The organism is Celeribacter sp., assembly GCF_048270365.1.
Classification (GTDB): domain Bacteria; phylum Pseudomonadota; class Alphaproteobacteria; order Rhodobacterales; family Rhodobacteraceae; genus Celeribacter.
The window spans coordinates 184,120-210,409 of sequence record NZ_JBLWTA010000002.1; the positions used below are offsets into that span (position 1 = coordinate 184,120).

A 26,290-nucleotide genomic window follows, 5' to 3' on the forward strand; every position below is an offset into this window, starting at 1 on the left:
TCGGTCCTTTCTCAGTAGCTTTGAGCGTTGTTGTCGAGCTCATCCTCGGTGACCTTGCCCCAGAGCACTTTGTAGACCCAGGAGGTGTAGGCGAGGATAAGCGGCATGAAGATGATCGCACAGATCAGCATCACGAAAAGCGTCAGGTGCGAGCTTGAGCTGTCCCAGACGGTGAGCGAGCTGTTGGGATCGACGGTGGAGGGCAAGATGAAGGGGAACATCGTCAGGCCGACCGAGGAGATGATCCCGGTGATGCCCAGTTTCGACCACAAAAGTGTCGAGACCTCTTTGCCTTTGCGCAGCCCCATCACCGCCATGGCGATGCCGATAAAGGCCATCACCGGCGCGATCACGATCCACGGACGGTCGGAATAGGCCTGCATCCAGGACCCACCGTGAGTCACTTCGGAGTAGAGCGGATTGCTTGGCCCGTCTTTCACGACCTCGCCAACGATCTGGTAGCCGTCGATGCCCATGGCCAGCCAAAGCCCGGCCAAGGCGTAGGAAACGGCGGCCACGATGCCCGCAACAGTGCCGTAAGTCTGCGCACGTTTCTGGACGACACCTTCGGTCTTGAGGCCCAGCCAGGCCGCACCATGCATCAAGAGCATGGAGAGCGACACCACACCGGCCAAAAGCGCGAAGGGGTTCAAAAGGCCCAGAAGCTTCATGATCGCATTGCCATCATAGCGCGGCATCAACAGATCCGGGGTCAGGTGGAACGGCACGCCTTGCAACACATTGCCCACGGCGACACCAAAGATCAGCGCCGGAACCGCACCGCCCACGAAAAGCGCCCAGTCCCAGTTGTTCCGCCACCGCGCGCTTTCGCGTTTGGAGCGGTATTTGAAACCCACGGGACGCAGGATCAGCGCCGCCAGCACGAGGAACATCGCCAGATAGAACCCCGAAAAGGACACCGCGTAGAGGATCGGCCAGGCGGCGAAAATCGCGCCCCCGCCCAGGATGAACCACACCTGGTTGCCTTCCCAAATCGGGCCGATGGTGTTGATCACGATGCGGCGCTCTTTGTCGGTCTTGCCGACGAAGGGCAGAAGCGCGCCCACGCCCATATCGAACCCGTCCGTCAGCGCAAACCCGATCAGAAGGACGCCCAGAAGCAACCACCAGATCACGCGAAGGACTTCGAAAGTCATGAATTCATGCAGGATCATCGTAGGTTACTCCGCAGGTTTGAGGGCCGGATCGTTGGAGCTGAGGCGCTCGGCATGGCGGTCCATCCACACATCCGTTTCCTCGACATCCATAAAGGGGCCTTTTTTGATATATTTGACCATCAGGCTCATCTCGATGATGAAGAGCACCGAGTAGAAGATCACAAAGCCAGCAAGCGTGATCAGCAGATCGGTGATCGACAGATGCGAGGCCGACAGGGCCGTCGGCAAGACGCCGTCCACGGTCCAGGGCTGACGCCCGAATTCGGCCACGAACCAACCCAGCTCGGCGGCAATCCACGGCGCCGGAATGATGATCACCGCAGCACGCAGCGCCCAGCGCGGGTATTGCATGCCTTTGAACGAGGTGCGGTAGAAGAAGTAGAGCATCACCGCGATGAAGCTAAAGCCCAGCCCCACCATGATCCGGAAGGCCCAGAACAGCGGCCCGACGCCCGGAACGGTGTCATCGGCGGCCATGGCGATCTGTTCGTCGGTGGCCTGACGCGGATCTTCGACATAGCGCTTCAAAAGCATGGCGAAACCGAGATCGGCGGAATGTTCCTCAAATGTGGCGCGCACCTCGGCGGGTGTCGCATCGCGCTCAGCACGGATCGTCATCAGCGCATCATAGGCAATGATACCCGAACGGATTTTCTCATTGGCTTCTGCCACAAGCTGATCCACGCCGGGGATTTCCTGCGTCAGCGACCGCGTGCCGATCAGACCCATCGCGTAAGGAATGTGGATGGCGTAATGCGTCTCACGCGCCTCACGATCCGGGATGCCGACCAGCGTGAAAGAGGCCGGGGCGTCTTGGGTTTCCCACATGCCTTCGATGGCTGCGAGTTTCATTTTTTGCGTATGCGTGGCGTTGTAGCCCGACTCGTCGCCCAGAATGACAACGGAGAAGGCCGAAGCCAGACCAAAGGCGGCCGCAATCGCGATGGAGCGACGGGCCAACTCGGTGTGGCGCCCTTTGAGCAAGTACCAGGCAGAGACACCCAGCACGAAGACAGAGGCAGTGACATAGCCAGCGGACACAGTGTGCACGAATTTGGCCTGAGCCACTTCGTTAAAGACCACTTCGAAGAAGTTGGTCATCTCCATCCGCATGGTATCCGGGTTGAACTCGGCCCCCACCGGGTTCTGCATCCAGCCGTTTGCAATAAGAATCCAGAGCGCGGAAAAGTTCGAGCCGATGGCCACAAGCCAGGTGACGATCATATGCGCCACTTTCGACAGCTTGTCCCAGCCAAAGAACATCAGCCCGACAAAGGTCGCTTCCATGAAGAAGGCCATGAGACCCTCAATGGCCAGCGGCGCACCGAAGATGTCGCCGACGTAGTGGCTGTAGTAGGACCAGTTCATGCCGAACTGGAATTCCATCGTGATCCCCGTCGCGACCCCCAGCACAAAGTTGATCCCGAACAGCGTGGCCCAGAATTTCGTCATTTGTCGCCAAATCGGGCGACCGGTCATAACGTAGACCGTCTCCATGATCGCCACGATGATCGACAGACCAAGCGTCAGCGGCACGAAGAGAAAGTGGTACATGGCTGTCATCGCGAATTGCAGGCGCGACAGCTCAACTAGTCCGAACTCCATGTTCCCTTGCTCCTTTTGCGCGAGAATAAAGATGTCTCGCAGATGCATGTTTGCGGCTTCGATGTAAGACGCCACAGGTTTGGGTACTTTGACCCAGGTCAAAATAACCAAGTCAATAAATGCAATATTATAGATATATCTTATTGTGACCGCGACATGGCGGCGCGCCCCCCCGCTGATCGGGGTGTTTTGCGTTCACTTACGCGTGAGGGCCAACTCTTCTGTCCTCTCTCTCAGAGCGACAAAATCCGGTCCGCCGCCCCCTGCTCTTCCGCGCGGTGCGCCGCGATCAACACCGCAGCCTCAGGCAAAGCCGCACGAATCCCCGCCAGCACCCGGTCTGAGGTTGCGGTATCGAGCCCCTCGGTCGGCTCATCCAAGAGCAAGACAGAGGGCTGCCGCAGAATCGCCCGCGCCAAAACCAGACGCCGGGTTTCTCCCCCCGAAAGCCCCGCGCCCCGTGGCCCCAAACGCGCGTCCAACCCGCCCTTGCCCGCGACCACCTTGTCCAGAGCCGTGGCCGCAAGTGCCGCCCAAAGCGCCGCATCCGTCGCTTCCGGCGCCGCCAGTCGCAGGTTCTCCGCAATCGTCCCCTGAATCAGCGATGCCCGTTGCCCGACCAATGTGGTGGCGCCGGGTAAAAAATCCGTAACGGATTGATCGTTTAGGGAGACTTTGCCGCTCACAGGACGCAGAGCACCGGCAGCGAGCAACAAAACCGTGCTTTTGCCAACACCCGATGGGCCTTTGAGGGCAACCCATTCCCCGGCGGCGACCGATAGATTGAAATCGGATAGCACCGGCCGCGCCGTGCCGCGCGCGAAGGTTACGGAAGAAAATGTCAGGCTCTGTGGCCCCTGCGGCCAAGGCAAAGCGTCGGGCTGGTCCGGCATCTCGGTCTGCGCCGTCACGCGACGCGCGGCCCCAATCATCCGCCCGATCTCCGCCACCGCGCGCCGCAGCGGGGCCACGGTTTCCATCAGTGCCAGCGCCGTGAAAAACCCGATGGCCGCACGCGCTGGCGTGATCTCGCCAGCCGCCGCCAGCGTGCCGCCGATCCAAAGCGCAGAGGCCGCCGCCAAAGCAGAGACGACCATGAGCGCGGCGCCTGCCTGACGCTCGCGCAGATCGGTTGTTGTGGCCGCCGTTTGACGCCGCGTCTCGGCGTCGCGACAGGCCGCAAGCTGATCCGGCAATTGTCCGTAGAGCGCGAGGTCTTCGCGGGTGGTCACCAGATCAATGAAGCGCGCCCGAAAGGCCTGCGCGGCACTTTCCGCGCGACGCGAGGGCACACGCGCCTGACGCACGCCCCAAAGCACGACGCCGAGACCGCCAAGAGTGAAAATCCCGAAAATCGCCACAGCCACGCGCCAATCCACAAGCCAGGATAGCACTGCGAGCGCCAGAACCTGAGTCGCGCCGCCGGCGATCAGCGGCAGGAACAACCGCAAGGGCACGCCGTCCAGCGCATCGACATCGGCCACGATCCGGTTGAGCGCCTGCGCGCCTCGGAGCCGGATCAAACGATCATGCGACCGGGTCGAGAGCGCCGCCAAAAGCGTAACCCTTAGCTTGGCCAGCGCCCGAAGCGTCGCATCATGGGTCAGCACGCGCTCGCCATAGCGGGTTGCCGTGCGGGTGATCGCCAGAAACCGCACCATGGCGGAGGGACGGAACACGTCGAAGACGGCACCAGTCCCGATCAAACCAGCGGCAGAGGCCGCGACGATGAACCAGCCCGAAAGGCCCAAAAGAGATGCGCCCATGATCAGGACCAGCGCGGACAGCGCCAGCCCGCGCAGCAAAGATCTGCGCTCGCCCTGCATCATGAGGCGGAAGATATGCCAGAGCTTAGACATGGGCACGTCCCCCCTCTGGCGCAGTTTCCGGCGCGATCTCGATCACCTGATCCATCCGGGCGATGAGCCGCGCATCATGAGTGGCGACAATCAAAGTCGCCCCGCGATCCGCCAGCGCCAAAAGCGCCTCGGTCACCCGGTCCGCGGTCTCATGATCAAGGTCCGCCGTGGGTTCGTCCGCCAGCACCACGTCAGGCCGCGCGGCCAAAGCACGGGCCAGCATCACGCGGCGCGCTTCGCCGCCCGACAGCCCGCCGCCGGTCTCGCCCAAAACGATCAAATCGCCCTTGGGCAGCGCTGCGAGCACCTGTTTCAGGGCCGCGTCAGAGATCAACTCGGCGCTCAAAGGCGCCCCGAAAGCAATGTTGTGGCGCAGCGAGCGGCCAAGAAACATCGGCGCCTGAGGCATCCAGCCAAGGCGCGCGCGCCAGGCGTCGGCGGTGTCGTCGGACAAGGCCTGCCCCGCGACTTCGACAGTGCCGCGGCTCGGGCGTTCCAACCCTGCCAACAACCGCAAGAGCGTGGTTTTACCTGCCCCTGATGGACCGGAAAGCGCCACCCGCGCGCCGGGGGGGATTTCGGCATCGGGGTAGGCAATCACCCGGCTGCCCCGCGTCACCGAAAGACCCGAGGTACGGATATGGGCGGGCCCGGCGAGCGGCGCGACCTTGTCGCCGGTGCCCCAAAGCGTCTCTGCCTCATGGGCCTGCCACGCGTCCAATTCACCCGCCACGGCCAGCGCAGCCGCCTTATCATGCCAAGCGGCAGAGAGGTCGCGCAACGGCTGGAAATAATCGGGTGCCAGAAGCAAAAGGAAAATCCCGCCCCAAGGCGTGATGCCGCCGCCATAGGCGCCCCAGCTCAGCTCCCCCAAAAGCGAAAACCCGACCCAGACGGCGACCATGGCGACGCCCAGAGCGGCGAACAATTCCAACACAGTCGAGGACAGAAACGCGATGCGCAGAACCGACATGGTGCGGTCGCGCAGATCGTCTGCGGCCTGTTCAAAGCGCGCGATCAGTCGCGGGGCGGCCCCCAGGAGACGGATGTCAGAGAGCGCGGCCAGCCGGTCGACCAGTAGATCGCCCAGAGAGCCGATTTCCTGCATCTGGCGCTCGGAGGCCTCCTTGGCGGCATAGCCCACCAGCGCCATAAAAAGCGGGATCAGAGGGCCAGCAATGACAAAGACCAACCCCACGGCCCAGCTTTGCCAAAAGGCAAGCGCGAGGATCGCGAAGGGCACGGTCATCACGCGGGTCTGGGCGGGGGCGTAGCGGGTGATATAGGGCAAAAGCGCGTCGAGTTTTTCGCCCGCCAAGGCCGCCAGCGCCCCGGGACCGCCCAAGGGCGAGGTGCCGAGACTATTGGCCTCACGCGCCAAAATCTCTTGCCGCGTTTGGGTGACGATGTTCTGGCCCGCACGGAACAACAGACCTTCGGCGAGATAATTGAGCATCAAACGCAGCGCGGCGAATCCCAGAAAGGCGATCACGCCCGTTAGAACCGTGACACCACCCTGGCCCGTCAGAAGCCGCGCAAACACCCCCGCCACGAACGCCGCCTGCGGCAACCACAACAGCGCCGAGAAAGCGGTCATGTAAGACGCCAGCTTGATCGCACGGCTTTCCCCGGCCAAGAGCGTCTTGAGCCTCTGCCGCTCCGGCGCGACCGTGCGGCTTTTCTTTGGTCGTGTCATGCGCGTGTGATCCCGCTGTGCTTTAAAGGCTGTGTTTTACAGGCTGTGTGCTGTTTTTACAGATCTGCCCTTTGCTGGCACGTTGCGACATGGGATGCAATCGTATGCCGTCCATGAGCGGCCTTTCTGCGGCGGGGTGTCTCACCTTGTCGCTGCATCACGGCGGGATCGTGGCGCCTGTCATGAAAGTTTCACGCAGATCTCGTGGATCTCGGTTTGGCAGATGGATTTATTTCCATTATTCACGAATCATCGAATAATAAGCGAGTCGCCCATGCCCTTTGACACCAACAGCGCGCCCCAAGCCTTTGCCGCCCTCGGCCATCCCGGACGTCTTTCGGTGTTTCGGCTGTTGATGCGCTTTGCCCCGCGCCCCGTGCGTCCGACGGAAATCGCCGAAGCGCTGGAGATGAAACCCAACACGCTCTCGGGCTATCTCTCTGACTTGTTGCACACCGGGCTGATCACCGCGACGCGCGAGGGGCGGTCACTGTTTTATGCCATGGACATGGCGCAATGCGACGGGCTGGTGGCCTATCTGGTCAACGATTGCTGTCGCGGGCGGCCCGAGATGTGTCTGAACGCCCTGCCCGAGCGCGCCACGCGGCCCTACCGGGTGCTGTTCCTGTGTTCTGGCAATTCCGCGCGCTCAATCATGGCCGAAGCTCTGTTGAATAAACTGGGCGCCGGACGGTTCGAGGCGTTTTCCGCAGGCACCCGCCCGAGCTCGGAAATCAATCCACAAACCCGCGCGCTTTTGGAGCGTCACGGGCATCTCACTGCCGGGTTGCACCCGAAGGATGTCGCCGAATTTCAGGGCGAAGGCGCCCCTGCCTTCGATTTCACCTTCACCGTCTGTGATCTGGCCGCGCGCGAGGAGTGCGCGCCGTGGATCGGCCAGCCATTGAGCGCGCATTGGGGCCTGCCGGACCCGGTGAAAGCCACCGGATCGGAGGCCGAACGTGCCTTGGCGTTTGCCCAGACCTATGAGGCGCTGCGCCGCCGGATCGAGGTCTTCACCGCGCTTCCCATTGAAAAACTCGACCGTCTGTCTTTGCAACAAAAGATCGACGATCTCTCTGACATCTAAGGATTTATCATGGCGAACATTGCCCCTAAAATTGCCCTGAACGGCCTGGGCCGCATCGGGAAACTCGCGCTGCGCGACCTGTTTGATCGCGGGCTGGGTGAGAACATCGTGTTGATCAACGATCTGGCCGGCGACCCGGAACAGCATGCGCTGTTGCTGGAATTCGATTCCGTGCACGGGCGTTGGGGCGCGGAGATTTCGCATGATGCCGACAGTCTGACCGTGAACGGCACGCACATGTTGCTGACGCGGGAGGCGCGGATCGAGAACCTGCCGCTCGCGGAGTTGGGCGTCGATCTGGTGATCGATTGCACGGGCTACTTCAAAACCGCCGAGCGCATCGCGCCCTATTACGAGGCGGGCGTCAAAAAGGTGGTCGTTTCAGCGCCGGTGAAAGACGGCGGGGCGTTGAACCTTGTCTACGGCGTGAACAGCGATCTGTACGACCCGGCGACGCATGATCTGGTGACGGCGGCGTCCTGCACCACGAATTGCCTCGCGCCAGTGGTCAAAGTGATCCACGAAAATCTGGGCATCAAGCACGGCTCGATCACGACGATTCATGATGTGACCAACACCCAGACCATCGTTGATCGCCCCGCCAAGGACATGCGCCGCGCGCGGGCCGCTTCGATGAACCTGATCCCGACCACCACGGGCTCAGCTACGGCGATCACATTGATCTACCCCGAGCTGAAAGGTCGCCTCAATGGCCATGCGGTGCGGGTGCCTTTGCTCAATGCGTCGATCACCGATTGTGTGTTCGAAGTGGAGCGCGAAACCACTGCCGACGAGGTCAACGCGCTGTTCAAGGCGGCCTCCGAAGGCGCGCTCAATGGCATCCTCGGCTTTGAGACGCGCCCCTTGGTGTCGACCGACTACGTCAACGACCCGCGCAGCTCCATCGTCGACGCGCAATCGACCATGGTGATCAACGGCACGCAGGTGAAAATCTACGCTTGGTATGACAATGAATGGGGCTATTCCTGCCGCCTCGCGGACATCGCCCGCATGGTTGCGAGTGCCATGTGATGACCACAGCAACGGCGGAAAATCCCTTACGCGCCTATATGGCCGTCACGGCGGCCTATTGGGCCTTCATGCTCTCTGACGGTGCGCTCAGGATGCTGGTGCTGTTGCATTTCAACGGGCTGGGGTTTTCGCCGATCCAACTGGCGTATCTGTTCCTGTTCTACGAAATCGCAGGCATCGTCACCAACCTCTCCGCAGGCTGGCTGGCGGCACGTTTCGGTTTGACCTCAACACTTTACGCGGGACTTGTCATCCAGATCGGCGCCCTCGCCGCCCTCGCAGGTCTTGATCCTGCGTGGTCGGTGTCGGCCTCCGTGATCTACGTCATGGCGGTACAAGGCGCCTCGGGCATCGCCAAAGACCTCGCGAAAATGTCGTCGAAATCGGCGGTCAAAACCCTTGCGCCCAAAGGCGACGGCAGCCTCTTCAAATGGGTTGCCGTGCTCACGGGATCGAAGAACGCGGTCAAAGGATTGGGCTTTTTCCTTGGTGCGGTTCTCTTGGCACTCGCTGGGTTCAAAGCGGCGGTCTGGGGCATGGCTGTGATCCTCGCCGTGACCCTCGTGGCGGTCGCGGTCTTCATGCCCAAGGGCCTTCCGACCGGCAAGAAAGGCACAAAGATTTCCGCGATCTGGTCGAAGGACCGCCGCATCAACCAATTGTCCCTCGCCCGCATGTTCCTCTTTGGCGCGCGCGATGTCTGGTTCGTCGTCGGCATCCCGATCTATTTCAAAGCGATTTTCTCCGACGGCACCCCCGAAGGCGCACGGCAGGCGTTTTTCATCGTCGGCGCCTTCATGGCGCTCTGGATCATCGGCTACGGCTTTGTCCAAGGCATCGCGCCCAAGTTCCTCAAAGGCGCCGCCGGAGACGACGCGGCCGGTGCGCGGATGGCCGTCAAATGGGTCGGGCTTCTAACGCCCATCCCCTTTGTGCTGGCCGCGCTCGCTCTGATCGCAGGCGCACCAACGCTTTGGCTGACGATCTCCTTGGTCGCGGGGCTCTTGCTCTTCGGCTTTGTCTTTGCCGTGAACTCCTCGGTGCATTCCTACCTCATCCTCGCCTTCTCCGGTGAGGACCGCGTGACGATGGATGTGGGCTTCTACTATATGGCCAATGCGGCGGGGCGGCTTTTGGGCACGCTTTTGTCCGGGCTGTCTTATCAACTGGGCGGGCTTTGGCTTTGCCTCGCCACTGCCGGCGTCATGGCGGGTCTCAGCTACTTTTCCGCGCGCGGCTTGGATCGACATTCGTCCAATTGACAGCTAAAAACTTGACCGAAAGGTCTGAAAATATGGGAAAATTCTTGCATAACTTTGCAGCCACGCACGCTCAAAGCCGGTTTTGCAGAGATTTTCCGCAATTTTGCAAAGCAAACTGAAACCTGTCGAAAAAGGGGGTTTACCAAAGGTGAAGCGGACGCTTATCACTCTGCGCCAAAGCTATGTAGCCGATCCAAACCGGCACTCTGTGGAGGAGATCCCATGACCACGCGCGACATCACCTTGATTGCTTTGTTTGCGGCCCTGACCGCCGTAATGGCCGTATTCCCGCCGATTGCCCTGCCGATTTTGCCAGTGCCGATCACGGCACAGTCTTTGGGCGTCATGCTCGCAGGCGGCGTCTTGGGCGCGAAACGGGGCGGCTTGGCGATCCTTCTTCTTCTGGTGCTCGTCGCCATCGGCCTGCCGCTTTTGTCCGGCGGTCGCGGCGGACTTTCGGTGTTCTTCGGCCCGACCGCAGGCTTCCTTCTGGGCTGGCTCGTCGCCGCTTTCGTGATCGGCTGGATGACCGAGAAATACTGGGACGGGCTGTCTTTCGTCTCCGCCACGCTGATCTGTGTGGTCGGCGGCATCGGCGTGCTTTACGCCATCGGCATTCCGGGCATCAGCCTCATGGCGGGTGTGCCGCTCACCAAGGCCTTCATGGGCTCCGTGACCTTCATCCCCGGCGACATCGTCAAGGCGCTGGTCGCCGCTGCCGTCATGGTCACGGTCAAGAAATCCTACCCGATCATCGGACAAGCCGCCTGATGTCCATGCATTTCGACAGGGTCTCCGTGACCAAAGGCACGCGCGAGATCCTGTCGGAGATCACCCTGGAGCTGACCGAGCGCCGCATTGGCGTGATCGGCAACAATGGCTCCGGGAAAAGCACGTTTCTCCGGCTTTTCAACGGGTTGGAGAAACCCACTTCCGGCACGGTCCGGTTTTCTGACACCGAAGACGACCTGCGTCGCCATGTCGGCTTTATGTTCCAGAACCCCGACAACCAGATCGTTTATCCGTTGGTCGAGGAAGATCTGGCCTTTGGCCTCAAATCCCGAAAATTGCCGAAAGCCGAAGTGACCACGCGCATCGAACGCGTGCTCAGCGATCTGTCGCTCACCCATCTCAAAGGTCGTTTGACGCACCAACTTTCCGGCGGCGAGAAGCAGATGGTCGCGCTCGCGGGCGTACTGGTCACTGAGCCAGAAATGATCGTCTTCGACGAACCGACCACGCTTTTGGACCTGCGCAACAAGATGCAATTCATGCGCGTGCTGGACACCCTGCCCCAGCCCGCCGTTGTGGTCTCGCATGATCTCGATCTGCTCGCGGGGTTTGACCGTGTCCTGCATATCGCGGAAGGCGGCATCTACGCCGATGGCACCCCCGAAGAGGTCATCCCCGCCTACCGGAAACTCTGCGAAGACTTGGGCGGATGCTGACGGACCTCTACATCCCCGGCGACAGCCTGCTGCACCGCACGCGCCCGGCGTGGAAACTGGCGCTTTTGTTTCTCTATTGCACGGCGCTTTTTGTCGTGACGCATCCTGTTGTGCTGACGGTCGGAATTTTGCTCGTCGCGCTTGGCTATGGCGCAGCCGGTCTCAGCCCCCGCGACGCCTTGACCGCAATCCGTCCTGCCCTCTTTGTCCTCGTGATCATCTTCGCCGCCCAGCTCTGGCTCGCCGATATCGCGATGGCGATTTACGTCACCCTGCGCCTCATGGCGCTTCTGATGGCCGCCGCTTTGGTGACCTATACGACCCGCGCCAGCGAGTTCACCGAGGGCATCATGGCACTTTTGTCCCGTGCCCCCGCCTGGGTGCCAAAGGACAAGATCGCGCTCGCCATGTCTCTGGTCTGGCGGTTCATCCCGCTGATCCGCGCGCAATTCGACGAGGTCCGCGAAGCACAACGCGCGCGCGGGCTGGAGCGCAACATGTTGGCTTTGCTCGTGCCCTTGGTCGTGCGCACGCTCAAGACCGCCGATGAGGTCGCCGAGGCGATCACCGCGCGCTCTCTTGATTAAAGCCCCGTTTACAGGACCCGCCTCAGCCCCGATTGCACTTTCAAAAGTCTCGGCATGTAGATCGGCACCAACGCCTGCGCCTTGTCCTGCGTCGCGGCCATGCCGGTGTTGAGCGCAGCGACGATTTTACCATGCCCATCCACCAGCGGCACAGCGAGAGACCGCAGCCCGATCTCCACCTCCTGATCAATGATCGCATAGCCCTGGGCATGCGCCTCCTCGATGCGCTTCATGACCTCGTCCGGGTCGGTGACGCTGAACTTCGTGCGCGGCGAGAGGTCCGAGGCCTCGACAATCGCGCGGGCGTCCTCGACCGGCAAAGCCCCCAACAGGATGCGTCCCATCGAGGTGCAATGCGCCGGCAAACGCGAGCCGGGCATCAACCCGATGGACATCACCCGCTTTTGCGCCGCGCGGGCGAGATAGACAATCTCGGTACCGTCGAGGATCGATACGGAACAGCTCTGGCCGATCTGTTCGGTGAGCTGATCGAGCCAAGGCTGCACGATCTGCGGCAGCGGCAGGGACGAGATCGCCCCCATCCCCAACCGCAAGGTGCGCGGGGTCAGCGTAAAAAACTTGCCGTCGTAATCCGCATAGCCCTCCGCGTGCAGCGTCAAAAGACAGCGCCGCGAGGTGGCCCGGTCAAGCCCGGTCATTTTGGACACATCGGTGATCGACAGCTTCGGCGTTTGCGCTCCGAAACATTCGAGAACCCGCAGGCCTTTCGCCAAAGATGAGATGGTATCGGAGGATTTGTTCGTCACTTTGTTCACCATGCGAACGACTTTTCGCAACATCCGAACAAATGTCAAGATGCGCACAAAATGACTCGTCGTCCCCCAAAGGGAGGTCTACATCCAAACGCATAATTTGGAGGATCTCATGGACAAAACCATCTCTACCGTGGCCGAGGCGGTCGCGGATATCCCCGATGGCGCACAGGTGATGATCGGCGGTTTCGGCGGCTCCGGCGCGCCGATCGAGCTCATTCACGCGTTGATCGACCGTTTCCGCGCCACCGGCAGCCCGAAAAACATCACCGTGATCAACAACAACGCGGGCAACGGCTACATCGGCATCGCCGCGATGATCAAGGCGGGCATGGTCAAGAAAATGATCTGTTCTTTCCCGCGCTCGTCCAACGCCGAGGCGTTCAACGAGAAATTCCTCGCAGGCGAGATCGAGTTGGAACTGGTGCCGCAAGGCACGCTTGCGGAACGCATCCGCGCGGCAGGGGCAGGCATCCCGGCGTTTTACACGCCCACGTCTTTTGGCACCGAACTGGCCGAAGGCAAGCCAACCGAAGAGTTCGACGGAAAAATGTATGTCCGCGAAGGCTGGCTGAAGGCCGATTTCGCGCTGATCAAAGGCCAGTTGGGCGACACGGTCGGCAACATGACCTACCGCATGGCGGGCCGCAACTTTAACCCGCTGATGGCCATGGCCGCCACGAAAACCATCGCGCAGGTGTCCCAGCTGGGCGAGCCCGGGTCGATTGATCCGCAACAGGTCATCACCCCCGGCATCTTCGTCGACGCCATCGTCGAAGTTGCACAACCTCAACAAGAAGAAGTGCTCGTGCGCACGGGAGTGGTCTACTGATGTCCGATTTCAACATTATGGCAGACAAGCTCTCCAACGCCCAAATCGCATGGCGCGCCGCGCAAGACATCGAAGACGGCTCCTATGTGAACCTCGGCATCGGCTTCCCGGAGATGATCGCAAAGTTCCAGCCCGAAGGCCGCGATGTCACCTATCACACCGAAAACGGCGTGTTGGGCTTTGGCAAAGCGCCGAAAGAGGGCGAAGAAGATTGGGACCTGATCAACGCCGGCAAAAAAGCGATCACGCTCAATCCGGGCGCGTCGTTTTTCCACCATGCCGACAGTTTCTCGATGGTGCGTGGCGGTCACTTGGACCTCGCCGTGCTGGGCGCCTATCAGGTCGCGCAAAACGGTGATCTGGCCAACTGGCGCGTCGGCTCCAAGGGCGTACCTGCCGTCGGCGGCGCGATGGATCTGGTGCATGGTGCGAAACGTGTGGCCGTGGTCACCGATCACGTCACGAAAGATGGCGGGCCTAAGCTGGTCGAGACCTGCACCTTCCCGCTCACTGGCGTCGGCTGTGTGACCCGTGTTTACACCTCTCTCGCGGTGATCGACATCGAGGGTGGCAAGTTCATTCTGCGTGAAAAACTGCCCGGCCTCTCGATGGAAGCGCTGCAAGCCGTCACCGGCGCGACGCTTCACACCGAGGGCGACGTGGCCGATCTGATTGTCCCGCAAGATTTGTAAGGAGGACCTGTGATGACCGACGTTTATATCTGCGACTATATCCGCACCCCCGTGGGCCGTTACGGCGGCGCGCTGTCTTCTGTGCGGGCCGATGATTTGGGCGCTATCCCGTTGAAAGCCTTGGCGGAACGCAACCCGTCCATGGACCTCGCGGCGATTGACGATGTGATTTTTGGCTGCGCCAACCAAGCGGGCGAAGACAACCGCAACGTGGCGCGCATGTCGTTGTTGCTGGCGGGCTATCCTGAGACGGTTTCGGGCACGACGATGAACCGGCTCTGCGGCTCCGGCATGGATGCGATCATCGCAGGTGCGCGCGCCATCAAAGCGGGCGAGGCCGATCTGATCGTGGCGGGCGGCGTCGAAAGCATGTCCCGCGCGCCTTTCGTGATGCCCAAGGCCGAAACCGCCTTTTCGCGGGCGAATACGGTCTATGACACGACCATCGGCTGGCGCTTTGTCAACAAACTCATGAAAGCGCAATACGGCGTGGATTCCATGCCCGAAACCGCCGAGAACGTCGCGGAGGATTTCAACATCTCCCGCGAGGATCAGGACCTTTTCGCTCTGCGCTCGCAGCAAAAAGCGGGCGCTGCGATGGCCAATGGCCGTCTGGCAAAAGAGATTGTTCCGGTGACCATCCCGCAGCGCAAAGGCGATCCGATTGTGGTGTCCGAAGACGAGCACCCGCGCCCGTCCACCACGTTGGAGGCGCTGCAAAAGCTCAAGACCTTCGTCAAAGCCGACGGCACCGTGACGGCGGGCAACTCCTCGGGTGTGAACGATGGGGCTGCGGCGCTGATCCTTGCCTCCAAGGAGGCGGCTGAAAAGCACGGGCTGAAACCGATTGCGAAAGTGCTGGGCGGGGCCGCCGCCGGTGTGGCGCCGCGGATCATGGGCTTTGGCCCGGCGCCCGCGTCGAAGAGGTTGATGGCCCGTCTCGGCCTCAAACAGGAAGACTTCGCGGTGATCGAACTCAATGAAGCCTTCGCCTCGCAGGGCCTCGCCACGCTGCGCGATCTGGGCATTGCCGACGACGACCCGCGTGTGAACCCGAACGGCGGCGCGATCTCCATCGGCCACCCTCTGGGCATGTCCGGCGCGCGGATCACCGGCACGGCGATGTTGGAGCTGAAACCGGGGGAAAAATCGCTCTCGACCATGTGCATTGGCGTCGGTCAAGGCATCGCGATTGCGCTTGAAGCCATCTAACTCTTTCAGCGGGCGGAGAACTCCTTCGCCCGCTGATGCAACAGGCTGGCCAGAAAATCCGCCGGACTGTCTCGCGTGAAATCGAATTTCCGCGTCAACCCCACCGCCCCCGTCATGTAATCCACACCGAGATCGAGCGTTGCTAGACGCCCCTCGGTGAGCTCGCGCTCGACCACACCGCGCGAGATGAACCAGAGCATGTCGGAACGCTCCACGAGCGGCAGACCCACGGGTCGCGCCACGGTTTCAAAGCGCACATCCACACTCTCATCAAGCCCCGCCGCGATGAGATATTGCACCACCTGTTGGCGAATGATCGAGCCGGGATTGGGCAGGATGACCGGGTAACGCCGAAGCGCCTCGACAGGCGAGAGCGCCAGCCCCGGATGACCCTTGCGCCCGACCAAAAGCACGGTTTCGTCATAGAGATATTCAAACGACAGCCCCGTCATGTCCCGCGCGGGTGCCATACGACCAACCACAAGGTCCAGCCCGCCGGAGCGCATGCGATCAATCAGATAGCGGTTCGGCCCGGTGATGACGGCGATGCGCGCGTCCGGGCGCAAATTAGAAAATTCCAGCGCCACGGCGGGAAACAATCCGCTCGCCACTGTCGGCAACACACCGACTTTCACCACATCCATCCGCCCGCCGCCCGTCAGCGCCCGAACCCCGGCCTCAAGACTTTGCAAGGACGACAGCGCATGGCGGCGAAAGGCCTCGCCCGCAGGCGTCAAAACCGCCTGCCGCCCGGTGCGGGTGAAGAGCTCCGTGCCCAGTTGCGCCTCTAGTTCAGCGATGGTTTTCGACAGCGCCGGTTGCGACACATTCCGCGCCCGCGCCGCAGCCGAGATCGTGCCCGCCTCCGCCACCGCCAGAAACGCCTCCAGATGGCGCAGTTTCATGCCGTTTGGTATATCCATTTGGTTATGCTTTTTGCATCATATTGTATTTTTCATGGCAAAATACTTATGGCAATCTGACGAAAAGGGAAGAGAAGAATGCACGCACTCACACGCGACTGGGGCACCATGCATCTCCGCCACAAAGGCGGAACTGGGCCTGCCTTGGTCTTTATCAATTCACTCGGCACCGATTTGCGGATGTGGGACGCGGTTTGCACGCAGCTGCCGCAAAACTGGGCCACGTTGCGCATGGACAAGCGCGGGCATGGCCTGTCGGACACCGCGCCTGAGGGCTACGGCATCCCGGAGCTTGCAGAGGACGTGATCGCCGCGATGGATGACACGGGGCTTGAGACCGCCATTTTGGTCGGCTGTTCCATCGGCGGTTTGATCGCGCAACATGTGGCGCTCATGGCGCCGGAGCGGGTCACGGGGCTGGTGCTCTCGAACACGGCACCGATGCTGGGCGCTGCCGAAGGCTGGCGCACCCGCATCGAAGCTATCCGCAAAAACGGCATGGCGGCGATGGCCGAGGGCATTCTGCCGCGTTGGTTCGGCCCAGATATGCTCGCCCATCCGACCGCGCCGCTGTGGCGCACGCTTTTGGCCCGCACCGATCAGGACGGCTACATCGCCACCTGCGCCGCGATTGCCGGCACTGACATCACGGATCGCCTCTCCGAAATCACCCAGCCCGCGCTGGTGTTTGGTGGTAAACACGATCTGGCGACCCCGCCCGAAGTGGTCGAGGCACTGGCCCGCGCCCTGCCCCGCGCCGATCTGGTGATGTTCGAGACCACCGGGCACTTGCCCGCCATTGAGGCGCCGGAGGGTTTTACCGAGGCATTAACGAAATTCGTGGAAAGGATCGCGGCATGAGCGAGAAATTCGATCAAGGCATGAAAACGCGGCGCGAGGTTCTGGGCGATGCCCATGTCGACCGCGCCGAGGCCGCAAAGTCCGAGTTCGACCTGCCGTTCCAAGGCCTGATCACCGAGGGCGCTTGGGGGACCGTGTGGTCCTCGGACAAAATCTCGCGCCGCGAGCGGTCTATGCTGACCATCGCGCTTTTGGCCGCGACCGGAAATTTCGAGGAAATTCCGATGCATATCCGTGCCACCGCGCGCACGGGTGCGACGAAAGACGACGTGGCGGAGGCGTTACAACACGTCGCAATTTATGCCGGTGTGCCCAAGGCGAACCATGCGCTCAAGCTCGCCAAACAAACCTATGCGGAAATGGAGGAGACCCAATGACCAGCCTGATCAAAGATCAGGGCCCGCTGATCCCGCGCAACCGCGCGATTCACCCGGCCCCATACGACCCCGATTACAAAACATCCGTCGCACGCTCGCCGAACCTGCCGCTTTTGTCGATGGAAAGCTCTCCGTCGGAGGAAACCGGCCCGACCTTTGGCCACGGCAAACTCGGTGCTTTGGACAACAACCTGATCCTGAACTGGACCAAGGGCGCGGCCCCTGCCGTGGGCGAGCGCATCCTGATGCATGGGCGGGTTTTGGATGAAAACAATCGCCCCGTGCCGCACACGCTGGTGGAGATTTGGCAAGCCAACGCAGGTGGCCGTTATCGTCACAAGAAAGACACCTATTTCGCACCGCTCGACCCGAATTTCGGCGGCTGTGGTCGCACGATCACCGATGAAAACGGCTACTACGAATTCCTGACCGTGCGTCCCGGCGCCTACCCCTGGCCGAACCGCGCCAACGACTGGCGTCCGATGCACATCCACATCTCGGTCTATGGTCACAGCTTTGGCCAGCGCCTGATCACGCAGATGTATTTCGAGGGCGATCCGCTGATTGATCATTGCCCGATCGCCGCGACGATCAAAGACCGTAGCCAGCTCGACCGCCTTGTCGCGCCGCTGGATTTCTCGAAATCGCGTCCCCTCGATTTCCTCGCCTATAAGTTCGACATCGTGCTGCGCGGTCGCCGCCAGACCATGTTCGAAAACAAGATGGAGGGCATGTAATCATGGTCCAGAAACTTGATGTTTTGCAAGAATCCCCGTCGCAAACCGCAGGCCCCTACGTCCACATCGGCCTGATGCCGACGCATGCGGGCAATCCGGGTGCATATGAAAACGAAATCGGCCTTTCGCCCCTCGACGGCGACGTTCAGGGCGAGGTGATCGAGATCACCGGCTCCGTGTTCGACGGCACCGGCTGGGCGCTGCGCGATGCGATGGTGGAAAGCTGGCAATGTGACGGCAACGGGATTTTCCCGGGCCAAGACGGCGCCGATCCGAACTTCAACGGGCTCTGCCGCTTTGCCGCCGATGCCGAGAGCGGCGAATTCACCCTGCGCACTGTGAAACCGGGCGCCGTGAAGGGCCGTGGTGGTGTGATCAGCGCGCCGCATATCTCGCTTTGGGTTGTGGCCCGTGGCATCAACATCGGGCTAAATACCCGGATTTATTTCGAAGATGAGGACAACGCGAACGATCCGCTGTTGAACCGGATCGAACAGCGTCCGCGCGTCGACACCTTGATCGCCAAGAAGACCGGAGAGGGCAAATACCGCTTTGACATCCGGCTTCAAGGCGACCGGGAAACCGTGTTCCTCGACATCTGAGCGAAAATCTGACGGTATGAAGGGGGCGGCTTCGGTCGCCCCTCTTGGTCTGAAAAAGGAAGAAAAATGAGCCTGAGCGTCTTCGATCACCCTTGGCTGTCCGGCCTGTTTGGCGACCCCGAGATGGCGCAAGTCCTCGCGCCAGAGCGTCAGATGGCGCATATGTTGGCGTTTGAGGCGGCGTGGTCGCGGGCCTGTGGCAAGGCCGGGTTGTTCGACGCGGCGCAGGCCGAAACGGCGGCGATTGCGATTGAAGCGGCTGAGATTGATTTGGCGGATATCGCAGCCGGCATGGCGCAAGACGGCGTGCCGATCCCGCGTCTGGTGAAACAGTTGAAAGCCCTCGCGCCGGCGGAGGCCGTGCACAAGGGCGCGACCTCTCAGGATGTGGTGGACACGGCTTTGGTGCTCGCGCTGCGCGAGGCGTCTTTCCTGATTGCCGGGCGGTTGATGGAGTTGGAAACCCATCTGAAAGCCATTGAGGCCCGCTTTGGCGACGCCCCTCTGATGGGCCGCACCCGGATGCAGGCGGCGACTGAGATCACCGTGCGCGACCGTGTTTTGGCCTGGCGCCTGCCGATTGCGGATCATCTCAAGACACTGGACCAAAAACGCGCCGATGTTGAAAAAGTGCAAATTGGCGGTGCGTCCGGGGATCGCAAAGCGCTTGGCGACAAGGGTGATTTTGTGGTTGCTGAGGTGGCGAAAACGCTGGGCCTCGCGCCCACGGACAAGACATGGCAGACCATGCGGCACGGGATTGCGGGCTATGCCTCGTTTCTGTCTCTGGTGACAGGATCTTTGGGAAAAATCGGCCAGGATATTGCCCTCATGGCACAGCAAGGCATTGAATGCGTTGCGATTTCCGGCGCGGGAGGCTCGTCGGCCATGCCGCACAAACAAAATCCGGTCGCGGCGGAGCTTTTGGTCACTCTGGCGCGCTTTAACGCCACGCAGGTCTCCGCCATGCACCATGCGGTCGTGCATGAACAGGAACGCTCCGGCACGGCTTGGAGCCTTGAGTGGATGGTGCTGCCTCAGATGCTGATGGCCACGGGGCGCTCGCTCTCCATGGCCATTCAACTTGTTCAAAACATTCAGAGATTGGGCGACCCGGCGTAACCCTCCGGGCCGTTTGTCTCAGAACGGCAGACCGATGTAGTTCTCCGCCAGATCGCGTCGCGCGGTCTCGGATGTGGCGAGGTGTTTCAGCGTCGCCTTACGCATCTGCTCCGCAAAAGCGTCCTCGCCGTCGAACCGATGCATCATGGTGGTCATCTGCCAGCTAAAGCGCATCGCTTTCCAAATCCGTTCCAGCGCGCGGGTAGAATATTCATCCACACCCGTCTTGCTACCGCCGGTCACCGCGTCGATCAGCGCCGTGTAGAGATAGTACACGTCCGAGGCCGCGAGGTTCAGCCCCTTCGCCCCCGTCGGCGGCACGATATGGGCGCTGTCACCCACGAGGAACAGATTGCCCCAACGCAGCGGCTCGGAGACGAAACTGCGCAGCGGCGCGATGCTCTTTTCAATCGACGGCCCGGTGACGAGACGGCGCGCGGCCTCCGACGGAATGCGGCGCGAAAACTCGTCCCAAAACCGCTGATCCGACCAATCCTCGACCTTATCCGTGAGCGGCACCTGCACATAGTAGCGCACGAGGTTTTCGTTGCGCATCGAGGCCAGCGCGAAGCCGTGGCGGGAATTCGAATAGATCAACTCGTCATGCACCGGCGGGGTTTCCGACAGAATCCCAAGCCAGCCAAAGGGATAGACGCGCTCGAACTCCCGACGCTTCTCATCGGGAATGGTCTTGCGCGACACGCCGTGGAAGCCATCGCAGCCCGCCACATAGAGGCATTCAAGCCGTTTGCGCGTGCCCTCATGGGTAAATTCGACATAGGATTTCGCCTGATCGAGATCGTGAATTTCCACGTCAGAGACCTCGTGCAGCACGGTCGTCCCCATGGCGTCCTGCGCGTTGTACAAATCCGTCGTCACCTCGGTCTGACCGTAAACCATGACCTGTTTGCCAGTCAGATCCTTGAAGTCAATGTGCACCATCAACTCCTCGTCGGTCAGGTAACAACCGTCATGCGGAATGCCCTCAGCCTCCATTCGCGCGCCGACACCCGCCTCGCGCAACAGTTCAACGGTGCCCCATTCGAGGATGCCGGCACGAATGCGGGCCAAAACGTGATTGCGGGTGGAACGTTCGAGAATGACGGTCGCGATGCCCGCTTTGTTCAAAAGCTGCGACAAAAGCAGGCCGGATGGGCCGCCGCCTATGATGGCGACCTGGGTGGTCAAAGTGGTCATATGCGTCTCCTCCAATTTGAGAAGACTTTAAAGCGCACGGCGCGACATCGGAATGGACCCGCCCGGCAATGAATGGTACTTTTCCGGCATGAGTGAGACCAGCCATATCCCCGCCTTCAACCTCTTTGGCGAAACCAGCGCCTTCCCGGACGTGATCCATTGCGAGCGCATCTTTGATCGGGCACGGCTGCACGGTTGGAAAATCTCTCCGCATCGACATCACCAAATGGCGCAGGTGTTTCACATCGAAACGGGCTTTGCGCAGGTCACGCTGGACGGATCGGAAAGCACATTGAAAAACGGTGAGTTTCTCTATGTTCCACCGAAAATTGTGCATGGGTTTACCTTTGACAAGGGCACTGAAGGGTTCGTGCTGTCGCTGCCCTCTCCCGTGGTGCAACGTCTCGGACCGCACTCGCAACCTCTGACGGCATGGCTCAGTGGCACGCATCACGCGCCCCTCTCCGACACAGCCAGCGGTCTCTTGTCTCAGATTGCACTATTCCATGATAAATCTGGTACATTTCGCGCACAGAGGCTTGTCGCCCTATCGCATGCGCTTTTGGTGACATTGGCGGAAGACAGCGCCCAGATCGACACTCCGGACCAAGATCAGACGCGGCAAATGCAGCAACTGGACGCCTTGATCGCCGATCACATGACAGAGGGCTGGAGCGCCACGGAATACGCCCGCGCGCTGCATATGACCGCCGGTCATTTGAACCGGATCGTGCGGCGCGACAGCGGGGTGACACTGACCGAATATCTCGAAACCGCGGTGATGACGGAGGCCTGTCGCCACCTCGCCTTTACGCGGCTGCCGGTGGCGGAGGTGGGCTATCGGCTGGGCTACACGGACCCGCCGTATTTCTCCCGCCGCTTCCGGGCGCGCATGGGGGAGACCCCCACGGCCTATCGCGCCCGGGTTGCGGGAGATCTTTAAGCGCTGAGCGGCAACCGCACCGGCAGAGGCCGACGTGCCACGCGTTTCGCCAGACGGACCATTTCCGCATCGCCCGTCGCGGCGAGTTTGCACCAAACAGCACGGAACAGAAGTTCGCCGGTCAACGCCATGAAATCATGGGCTTTCTCGACCGCCTGCGCCGCCATACCTGCGCGCGCATCTTGCCAGTCGGACAAAAGCGCGAGGCAGTCGGCATCGCCAGACGCCAGTTCTTCAACAAGTGCCGCAAAGGCGTCCGGTCCCTCCGGCGCACGCAGACCGCGCGTCGCGATGGCCACCGCATGGATGCCATTGGCACCCTCGTAGATCGAAGTGATCCGCGCATCGCGCCAGGTTTGAGAAACCCGATATTCGGTCAGGTAGCCATAGCCGCCCAGCACTTGGATGCCGAGATCAGCGGCGCGGATGCCCGCCTCGGTGCAGAACACCTTGCAGATCGGCGTCAGAAAATCGACCAGCGCACGGTTCTCGCCGAGGGTCAGTTCGGTCATGGTCAGATAGGTCATCGCACGGGCGCCGAGCGCGAGGGCTTTTTGCTCGTCCAACATGCGCTGCACGTCCGGGTGATCGGCAAGCACGGCTTCGGCGCCATCGGACTTGCGACCCTGTTTGCGTTCGGCGGCATAGTCCGCCGCGATGTGATACGCGCGCGACGCATGGGCGACACCTTGCAGGGACACATCGAGGCGGGCGTGGTTCATCATGGTGAACATCGCCATCAACCCCGCCCCTTCTTCGCCGATCAACTCGGCCTCTGCGCCATCGAAGGCCAATTGGCATGTCGGCGAAGCATGGAGGCCCAGCTTTTCCTCGATCCGGGTCACGGTGACCGCGTTCCGCGCGCCATCTACAACGGACGGACAAAGGAACAACGACAGGCCTTTGACGCCTTCGCCGCCCGTGCGGGCAAGGACGAGATGCAGCACGTCCTCGGACATATCCTGATCGCCGCCGGAGATGAAAATCTTCTCCCCCTCGATCCGCCAGCTGCCCCCCGAAGGCGTGGCTTTGGTGCGGATACGAGAGAGATCGGAACCCGCACCCGGTTCGGTCAGGCACATCGTGGAGAGCGTCTCGCCCGCCGCAAGACGCGGAATCCAATACTGTTTTTGCGCCTCAGAGCCGAATTTCATCAGCGTCGAAATGGCGCCCGGCACGAGGTTGCAGACCATCTGCATCGCGTGGTTGGCGCCGGAGAAAATCTCAGACACGCCCGCCGCCAAAAGCGCGTTCTGGCCCATGCCGCCAAAGTCTTCGGGCGCAGTGAGACCTTGCCACCCGCCCTCAGTGAGCTGGGCGTAAGCCTCTTTGAAGCCGTCGGGCATGGTGACGCGGCCATCGGAAAGGGTGCAGCCCTGCGCATCGCCCGGCTCGTCCAAGGGCGCGATGACGCCTTCGGCGAAGGCGGCGAAATGGCCAAGGATGCCCTCGGCCAACTCCGCGTCCCAGTCAGACAAACGATCCGCCCCGGCCACGTTGCGCAGGCAAAAGAGGATGTCTTCGAGCGGCGCTTTGAACGGCGTCATTCGGAGACCCCCAGAAGCCGCATCGCATTTTCCTTCAAAATCAAAGGCCGCACCTCGTCGCGGAACTCCGCCTTGTCGAAGGCGTCGAGCCATTTTTCCGGCGCAATCATCGGCCAGTCGGACCCGAACAACATCTTGTTTTTCAACAAAGTATTCGCGTATCGCACCAGAATGGGCGGGAAGTACTTCGGCGACCAGCCGGACAAATCGATGTAGACGTTGGGCTTGTGGGTCGCGACCGACAGAGCCTCTTCCTGCCACGGGAACGACGGATGCGCGAGGATGATCGGCATGTCGGGAAAATCCACCGCCAGATCGTCCATATACATCGGATTCGAGTATTTGAGCCGCATGCCATTGCCGCCCTTCATCCCCGATCCGACCCCCGTCTGACCGGTGTGAAACAGCGCCGGTTTGCCGGCCTCGGCGATGGCCTCATAAAGCACGTAAGCGTTGCGATCATTGGGATAAAACCCCTGCATCGTCGGGTGGAATTTAAAGCCCTGAATGCCGTGGTTTTCCACCAGATCGCGCGCTTCGCGGGCGCCCAGTTTGCCTTTCGCGGGGTCGATGGAGGCGAAGGGAATGAGGATGTCGGAATGTTTCGCGGCGGCGTCGGCGACCTCGTAATTGTCATAGCGGCGATAGCCCGTCTCGCGCTCGGCATCGACCGGGAAAATCACGGCGGCGATGTTTTTCTCGCGGTAATGCGCGGCGGTTTGGTCGATGGTCGGCGGATGGGCCCAAGGCGCGTTGAAGTATTTCGCCATGGCGGATTGCAGATCGTCATAGCCGTCATCGTGGTGACAGCCGCAGGCCTCCTCGGCATGGGTGTGAAAATCAATCGCGCGGACGCTCTTAAAATCTACCATATTCAATTCCTTACACTCGGATCAGGGCCGGATCTTCGTTGTCATACAGACGTTCCAAAAGATCGGCGCGGCGTGTGATGATTTTACGGGTGTTCAACGACCCTTTGTCGGTGATCTCGCCATCTTTGACCGAGGGCGGCTCTGACAGGATAATGGCGCGGGCAATGCGTTTGGCGGAACCCGAAGCGGCACGGGCCATCTTGCGCAAGACGTGGTGAATTTCGGCCTGAAGATGATCGTCAATCACCGCGCCCTCGGAGGTGTTGTCATCGTGGACGTGATCCGGGCGCGGGAAGACGAAGAGGCCGATCTCGCCGCGATCATGACCGCAGATCACGACATCGAGCACCAACCCGCGCAGAGCCTCCAGCGCATCGAGACGCAGCTTGCCCGCCTGCACCCATGTCCCGGTCAGCAGCTTGAAATCCTCCGAAACGCGCCCATCGAACACAAGACCCCGGTCGGGATCATCGGCATCGAGGAATTTCACCGCATCTCCGGTGATGAAAAAACCCTCTTCATCAAAGGCTTCCGCCGTTTTCTCCGGGTCATGGAGATAGCCGGGCATGACATTCGGGCCTTTGACACGGATTTCGCAACGCATGTCGTCATCGGGCAAAAGCTTGATCTCGGTCCCCGGCAAAGGCACGCCGATCACGCCGGAGCGGCCGATATGTTCGTGCACCATGACGTTGGCCGGCGCGGTCTCCGTGAGGCCCCAGCTTGAGATCATCAAGGGCAAACGCCCGCGCACTTCCATCGCCATCTCTTCGAGCCGTGTCCAGATGTCTTGCGGCAGCGACGCGCCCGCATAGAACAGCATGTCGAGGTCTTTGAAATAGGCCTCGCGCAGCGCCATGTTGTGTTCCATCTCATGCACCAGCATCGAAAACCCGACTGGCACGTTGAAGGCGAATGTGCCCGCCTTGTCGGTGATGTTGTCGACGGTGTGCTGGAACAGCGCTTTCGTCGGTTTGCCGTTGTCGATGTAGAAGGACCCGCCATGCATGAGCATCATGTTGACGTTATGCGAGCCGCCGAAAACATGGTTCCACGGCAGCCAATCGACGATGCGCGGCGGGCGTTCCTTGGTGAACGGCAGGACGGAGACCATTTGCGATTGATTGGCGCACATCATCCGTTGGGTGGTCATGACGCCTTTCGGGTCCGAACTTGAGCCTGAGGTGAAGAGGATTTTCGCCAGCGTATCGGGGCCGACCTGCGCATGGACGGCAGAGAGGTCCACGCCCGCGTCCCCTTTCAAGAGCTCAGCAAAAGGGGTCACGGGGCGCGGCGCGCCCTCCGGGAGTGAGGCCACGATTTCGATCCCATCGAGATCAGGAAGCATCAAGGCCTTGGCATAGCGCGCAGCATCGTCGACGAAGGCCATTTTGGGCCTCGTCTTGCCTATCGCATATTGCAGGCGAAAATGCGCTTCTTCGATGAGGGAATATTGTTCGGCCAAGGGCACCGTCGGCACACCCGCCCATTGCGCGCCAAAAGACAGCAACGCGTGATCGACGGAGTTGCCGGACATGATCAGGATCGGCGTCGACTCGTTGAGGCCGCGCGCGGCCAAGGTGGCCGCGATGGCTTTGACCCGCTCCAGCACCTCGGCATAGCCCAACTCGCGCCAGCCCGCGCCGGAGCGTTCGGCGAGATAGATGTGATCCGGGCGCTCGGCGGCCCATTTCTCCAACCAGACCCCGGTGTGATCCACTACGGGATCGAGCGGCAGGGCCGAGGTCAGGATGATCTCGCCCGCACTTTTGCGCTCCATGCGCACCGAATGCGGTGCAAGCGTCAGCCCCGTCGTTTGATCTTTCATGCGTTCCTCCCAAAA

25 protein-coding genes are annotated in these 26,290 nt (G+C 61.2%); 15 read left to right on the top strand and 10 right to left on the bottom strand.

Features of this window, described 5'->3' with window-relative positions:
* Positions 1-11: 11 nt before the first annotated feature.
* The 4 genes from cydB to cydD all read right to left on the bottom strand — a co-directional run bounded on the left by cydB (position 12) and on the right by cydD (position 6,338).
* Positions 12-1,175, bottom strand: a complete 1,164-nt coding sequence (gene cydB / locus ACN0X0_RS03530; RefSeq protein ID WP_417278028.1) for a cytochrome d ubiquinol oxidase subunit II — start codon at positions 1,173-1,175, stop codon at positions 12-14.
* 6 nt (positions 1,176-1,181) lie between these two features.
* Positions 1,182-2,783, bottom strand: coding sequence for a cytochrome ubiquinol oxidase subunit I (locus tag ACN0X0_RS03535; protein ID WP_417278029.1), 1,602 nt, complete (start codon positions 2,781-2,783; stop codon positions 1,182-1,184).
* A gap of 233 nt (positions 2,784-3,016) precedes the next feature.
* Positions 3,017-4,642, bottom strand: coding sequence for a thiol reductant ABC exporter subunit CydC (gene cydC, locus ACN0X0_RS03540; protein ID WP_417278030.1), 1,626 nt, complete (start codon positions 4,640-4,642; stop codon positions 3,017-3,019).
* Positions 4,635-6,338 (bottom strand): thiol reductant ABC exporter subunit CydD, encoded by a 1,704-nt coding sequence (gene cydD, locus ACN0X0_RS03545; protein WP_417278031.1) that lies wholly within the window; start codon positions 6,336-6,338, stop codon positions 4,635-4,637. Before cydD ends, cydC begins: the two co-directional genes overlap by 8 nt.
* A 274-nt stretch (positions 6,339-6,612) precedes the next feature.
* Here cydD and ACN0X0_RS03550 point away from each other — a divergent pair, with 274 nt between their 5' ends.
* The 6 genes from ACN0X0_RS03550 to ACN0X0_RS03575 all read left to right on the top strand — a co-directional run bounded on the left by ACN0X0_RS03550 (position 6,613) and on the right by ACN0X0_RS03575 (position 11,757).
* Positions 6,613-7,428: an ArsR family transcriptional regulator gene (locus ACN0X0_RS03550; protein WP_417278032.1), complete on the top strand. Its 816-nt coding sequence runs from the start codon at positions 6,613-6,615 to the stop codon at positions 7,426-7,428.
* Between the two features lie 9 nt (positions 7,429-7,437).
* The gene (locus ACN0X0_RS03555; protein ID WP_417278033.1) at positions 7,438-8,460 is read left to right on the top strand and encodes an ArsJ-associated glyceraldehyde-3-phosphate dehydrogenase; all 1,023 of its coding nucleotides are present in this window, start codon (positions 7,438-7,440) and stop codon (positions 8,458-8,460) included.
* Positions 8,460-9,722: an organoarsenical effux MFS transporter ArsJ gene (gene arsJ / locus ACN0X0_RS03560; RefSeq protein ID WP_417278034.1), complete on the top strand. Its 1,263-nt coding sequence runs from the start codon at positions 8,460-8,462 to the stop codon at positions 9,720-9,722. Before ACN0X0_RS03555 ends, arsJ begins: the two co-directional genes overlap by 1 nt.
* Before the next feature lie 222 nt (positions 9,723-9,944).
* On the top strand, positions 9,945-10,493 hold the full coding sequence (locus ACN0X0_RS03565; protein WP_417262710.1) for a biotin transporter BioY: 549 nt from the start codon (positions 9,945-9,947) through the stop codon (positions 10,491-10,493).
* Entirely contained in the window at positions 10,493-11,170 is a 678-nt protein-coding gene (locus ACN0X0_RS03570) for an energy-coupling factor ABC transporter ATP-binding protein (protein ID WP_417278035.1), read from the top strand. The genes ACN0X0_RS03565 and ACN0X0_RS03570 overlap by 1 nt, the downstream gene beginning before the upstream one ends.
* Positions 11,164-11,757: an energy-coupling factor transporter transmembrane component T family protein gene (locus ACN0X0_RS03575; protein WP_417278036.1), complete on the top strand. Its 594-nt coding sequence runs from the start codon at positions 11,164-11,166 to the stop codon at positions 11,755-11,757. Before ACN0X0_RS03570 ends, ACN0X0_RS03575 begins: the two co-directional genes overlap by 7 nt.
* Positions 11,758-11,765: 8 nt before the next feature.
* Here the strand turns inward: ACN0X0_RS03575 and ACN0X0_RS03580 are convergent, their stop codons facing one another.
* On the bottom strand, positions 11,766-12,536 hold the full coding sequence (locus ACN0X0_RS03580) for an IclR family transcriptional regulator domain-containing protein (RefSeq protein ID WP_417278037.1): 771 nt from the start codon (positions 12,534-12,536) through the stop codon (positions 11,766-11,768).
* 106 nt (positions 12,537-12,642) lie between these two features.
* Between ACN0X0_RS03580 and ACN0X0_RS03585 the strand changes: the two genes are divergently transcribed.
* Genes ACN0X0_RS03585 through pcaF form a run of 3 tightly spaced genes read left to right on the top strand, consistent with a single transcriptional unit; the run spans position 12,643 to position 15,266 of the window.
* Positions 12,643-13,362: a 3-oxoacid CoA-transferase subunit A gene (locus ACN0X0_RS03585; RefSeq protein ID WP_417262706.1), complete on the top strand. Its 720-nt coding sequence runs from the start codon at positions 12,643-12,645 to the stop codon at positions 13,360-13,362.
* Entirely contained in the window at positions 13,362-14,054 is a 693-nt protein-coding gene (locus ACN0X0_RS03590; protein ID WP_417278038.1) for a 3-oxoacid CoA-transferase subunit B, read from the top strand. Before ACN0X0_RS03585 ends, ACN0X0_RS03590 begins: the two co-directional genes overlap by 1 nt.
* 12 nt (positions 14,055-14,066) lie before the next feature.
* Complete coding sequence (gene pcaF / locus ACN0X0_RS03595) at positions 14,067-15,266, top strand: 3-oxoadipyl-CoA thiolase (protein WP_417278039.1); 1,200 nt, start codon at positions 14,067-14,069, stop codon at positions 15,264-15,266.
* Positions 15,267-15,271: 5 nt separating this feature from the next.
* On the opposite strand, the gene ACN0X0_RS03600 is transcribed toward pcaF, so the two are convergent.
* Entirely contained in the window at positions 15,272-16,189 is a 918-nt protein-coding gene (locus tag ACN0X0_RS03600) for a LysR substrate-binding domain-containing protein (protein ID WP_417278040.1), read from the bottom strand.
* A gap of 78 nt (positions 16,190-16,267) precedes the next feature.
* Here ACN0X0_RS03600 and pcaD point away from each other — a divergent pair, with 78 nt between their 5' ends.
* From pcaD to ACN0X0_RS03625, 5 genes are all read left to right on the top strand, one after another.
* Positions 16,268-17,050: a 3-oxoadipate enol-lactonase gene (pcaD, locus tag ACN0X0_RS03605; protein WP_417278041.1), complete on the top strand. Its 783-nt coding sequence runs from the start codon at positions 16,268-16,270 to the stop codon at positions 17,048-17,050.
* On the top strand, positions 17,047-17,427 hold the full coding sequence (gene pcaC, locus ACN0X0_RS03610) for a 4-carboxymuconolactone decarboxylase (RefSeq protein ID WP_417262701.1): 381 nt from the start codon (positions 17,047-17,049) through the stop codon (positions 17,425-17,427). The genes pcaD and pcaC overlap by 4 nt, the downstream gene beginning before the upstream one ends.
* Positions 17,424-18,164, top strand: a complete 741-nt coding sequence (gene pcaH / locus ACN0X0_RS03615) for a protocatechuate 3,4-dioxygenase subunit beta (protein WP_219785376.1) — start codon at positions 17,424-17,426, stop codon at positions 18,162-18,164. The genes pcaC and pcaH overlap by 4 nt, the downstream gene beginning before the upstream one ends.
* 2 nt (positions 18,165-18,166) lie before the next feature.
* Positions 18,167-18,766, top strand: a complete 600-nt coding sequence (gene pcaG / locus ACN0X0_RS03620) for a protocatechuate 3,4-dioxygenase subunit alpha (protein WP_417278042.1) — start codon at positions 18,167-18,169, stop codon at positions 18,764-18,766.
* A 66-nt stretch (positions 18,767-18,832) separates the two neighbouring features.
* A complete protein-coding gene (locus ACN0X0_RS03625) occupies positions 18,833-19,888 on the top strand; it encodes a 3-carboxy-cis,cis-muconate cycloisomerase (protein WP_417278043.1) in 1,056 nt (351 codons plus the stop codon).
* 18 nt (positions 19,889-19,906) lie between these two features.
* On the opposite strand, the gene pobA is transcribed toward ACN0X0_RS03625, so the two are convergent.
* A complete protein-coding gene (pobA, locus tag ACN0X0_RS03630) occupies positions 19,907-21,085 on the bottom strand; it encodes a 4-hydroxybenzoate 3-monooxygenase (RefSeq protein ID WP_417278044.1) in 1,179 nt (392 codons plus the stop codon).
* A 52-nt stretch (positions 21,086-21,137) separates the two neighbouring features.
* Here pobA and ACN0X0_RS03635 point away from each other — a divergent pair, with 52 nt between their 5' ends.
* Positions 21,138-22,028, top strand: a complete 891-nt coding sequence (locus tag ACN0X0_RS03635; RefSeq protein WP_417278045.1) for a helix-turn-helix domain-containing protein — start codon at positions 21,138-21,140, stop codon at positions 22,026-22,028.
* Here ACN0X0_RS03635 and ACN0X0_RS03640 read toward each other — a convergent pair.
* The 3 genes from ACN0X0_RS03640 to ACN0X0_RS03650 are packed head-to-tail and all read right to left on the bottom strand — an operon-like array spanning position 22,025 to position 26,275.
* A complete protein-coding gene (locus tag ACN0X0_RS03640) occupies positions 22,025-23,575 on the bottom strand; it encodes an acyl-CoA dehydrogenase family protein (protein ID WP_417278046.1) in 1,551 nt (516 codons plus the stop codon). The two genes, ACN0X0_RS03635 and ACN0X0_RS03640, sit on opposite strands and share 4 nt — an antisense overlap.
* Positions 23,572-24,447: an amidohydrolase family protein gene (locus ACN0X0_RS03645; protein WP_417278047.1), complete on the bottom strand. Its 876-nt coding sequence runs from the start codon at positions 24,445-24,447 to the stop codon at positions 23,572-23,574. The genes ACN0X0_RS03640 and ACN0X0_RS03645 overlap by 4 nt, the downstream gene beginning before the upstream one ends.
* Positions 24,448-24,457: 10 nt before the next feature.
* The gene (locus ACN0X0_RS03650) at positions 24,458-26,275 is read right to left on the bottom strand and encodes a feruloyl-CoA synthase (RefSeq protein WP_417278048.1); all 1,818 of its coding nucleotides are present in this window, start codon (positions 26,273-26,275) and stop codon (positions 24,458-24,460) included.
* Positions 26,276-26,290 lie beyond the last annotated feature (15 nt).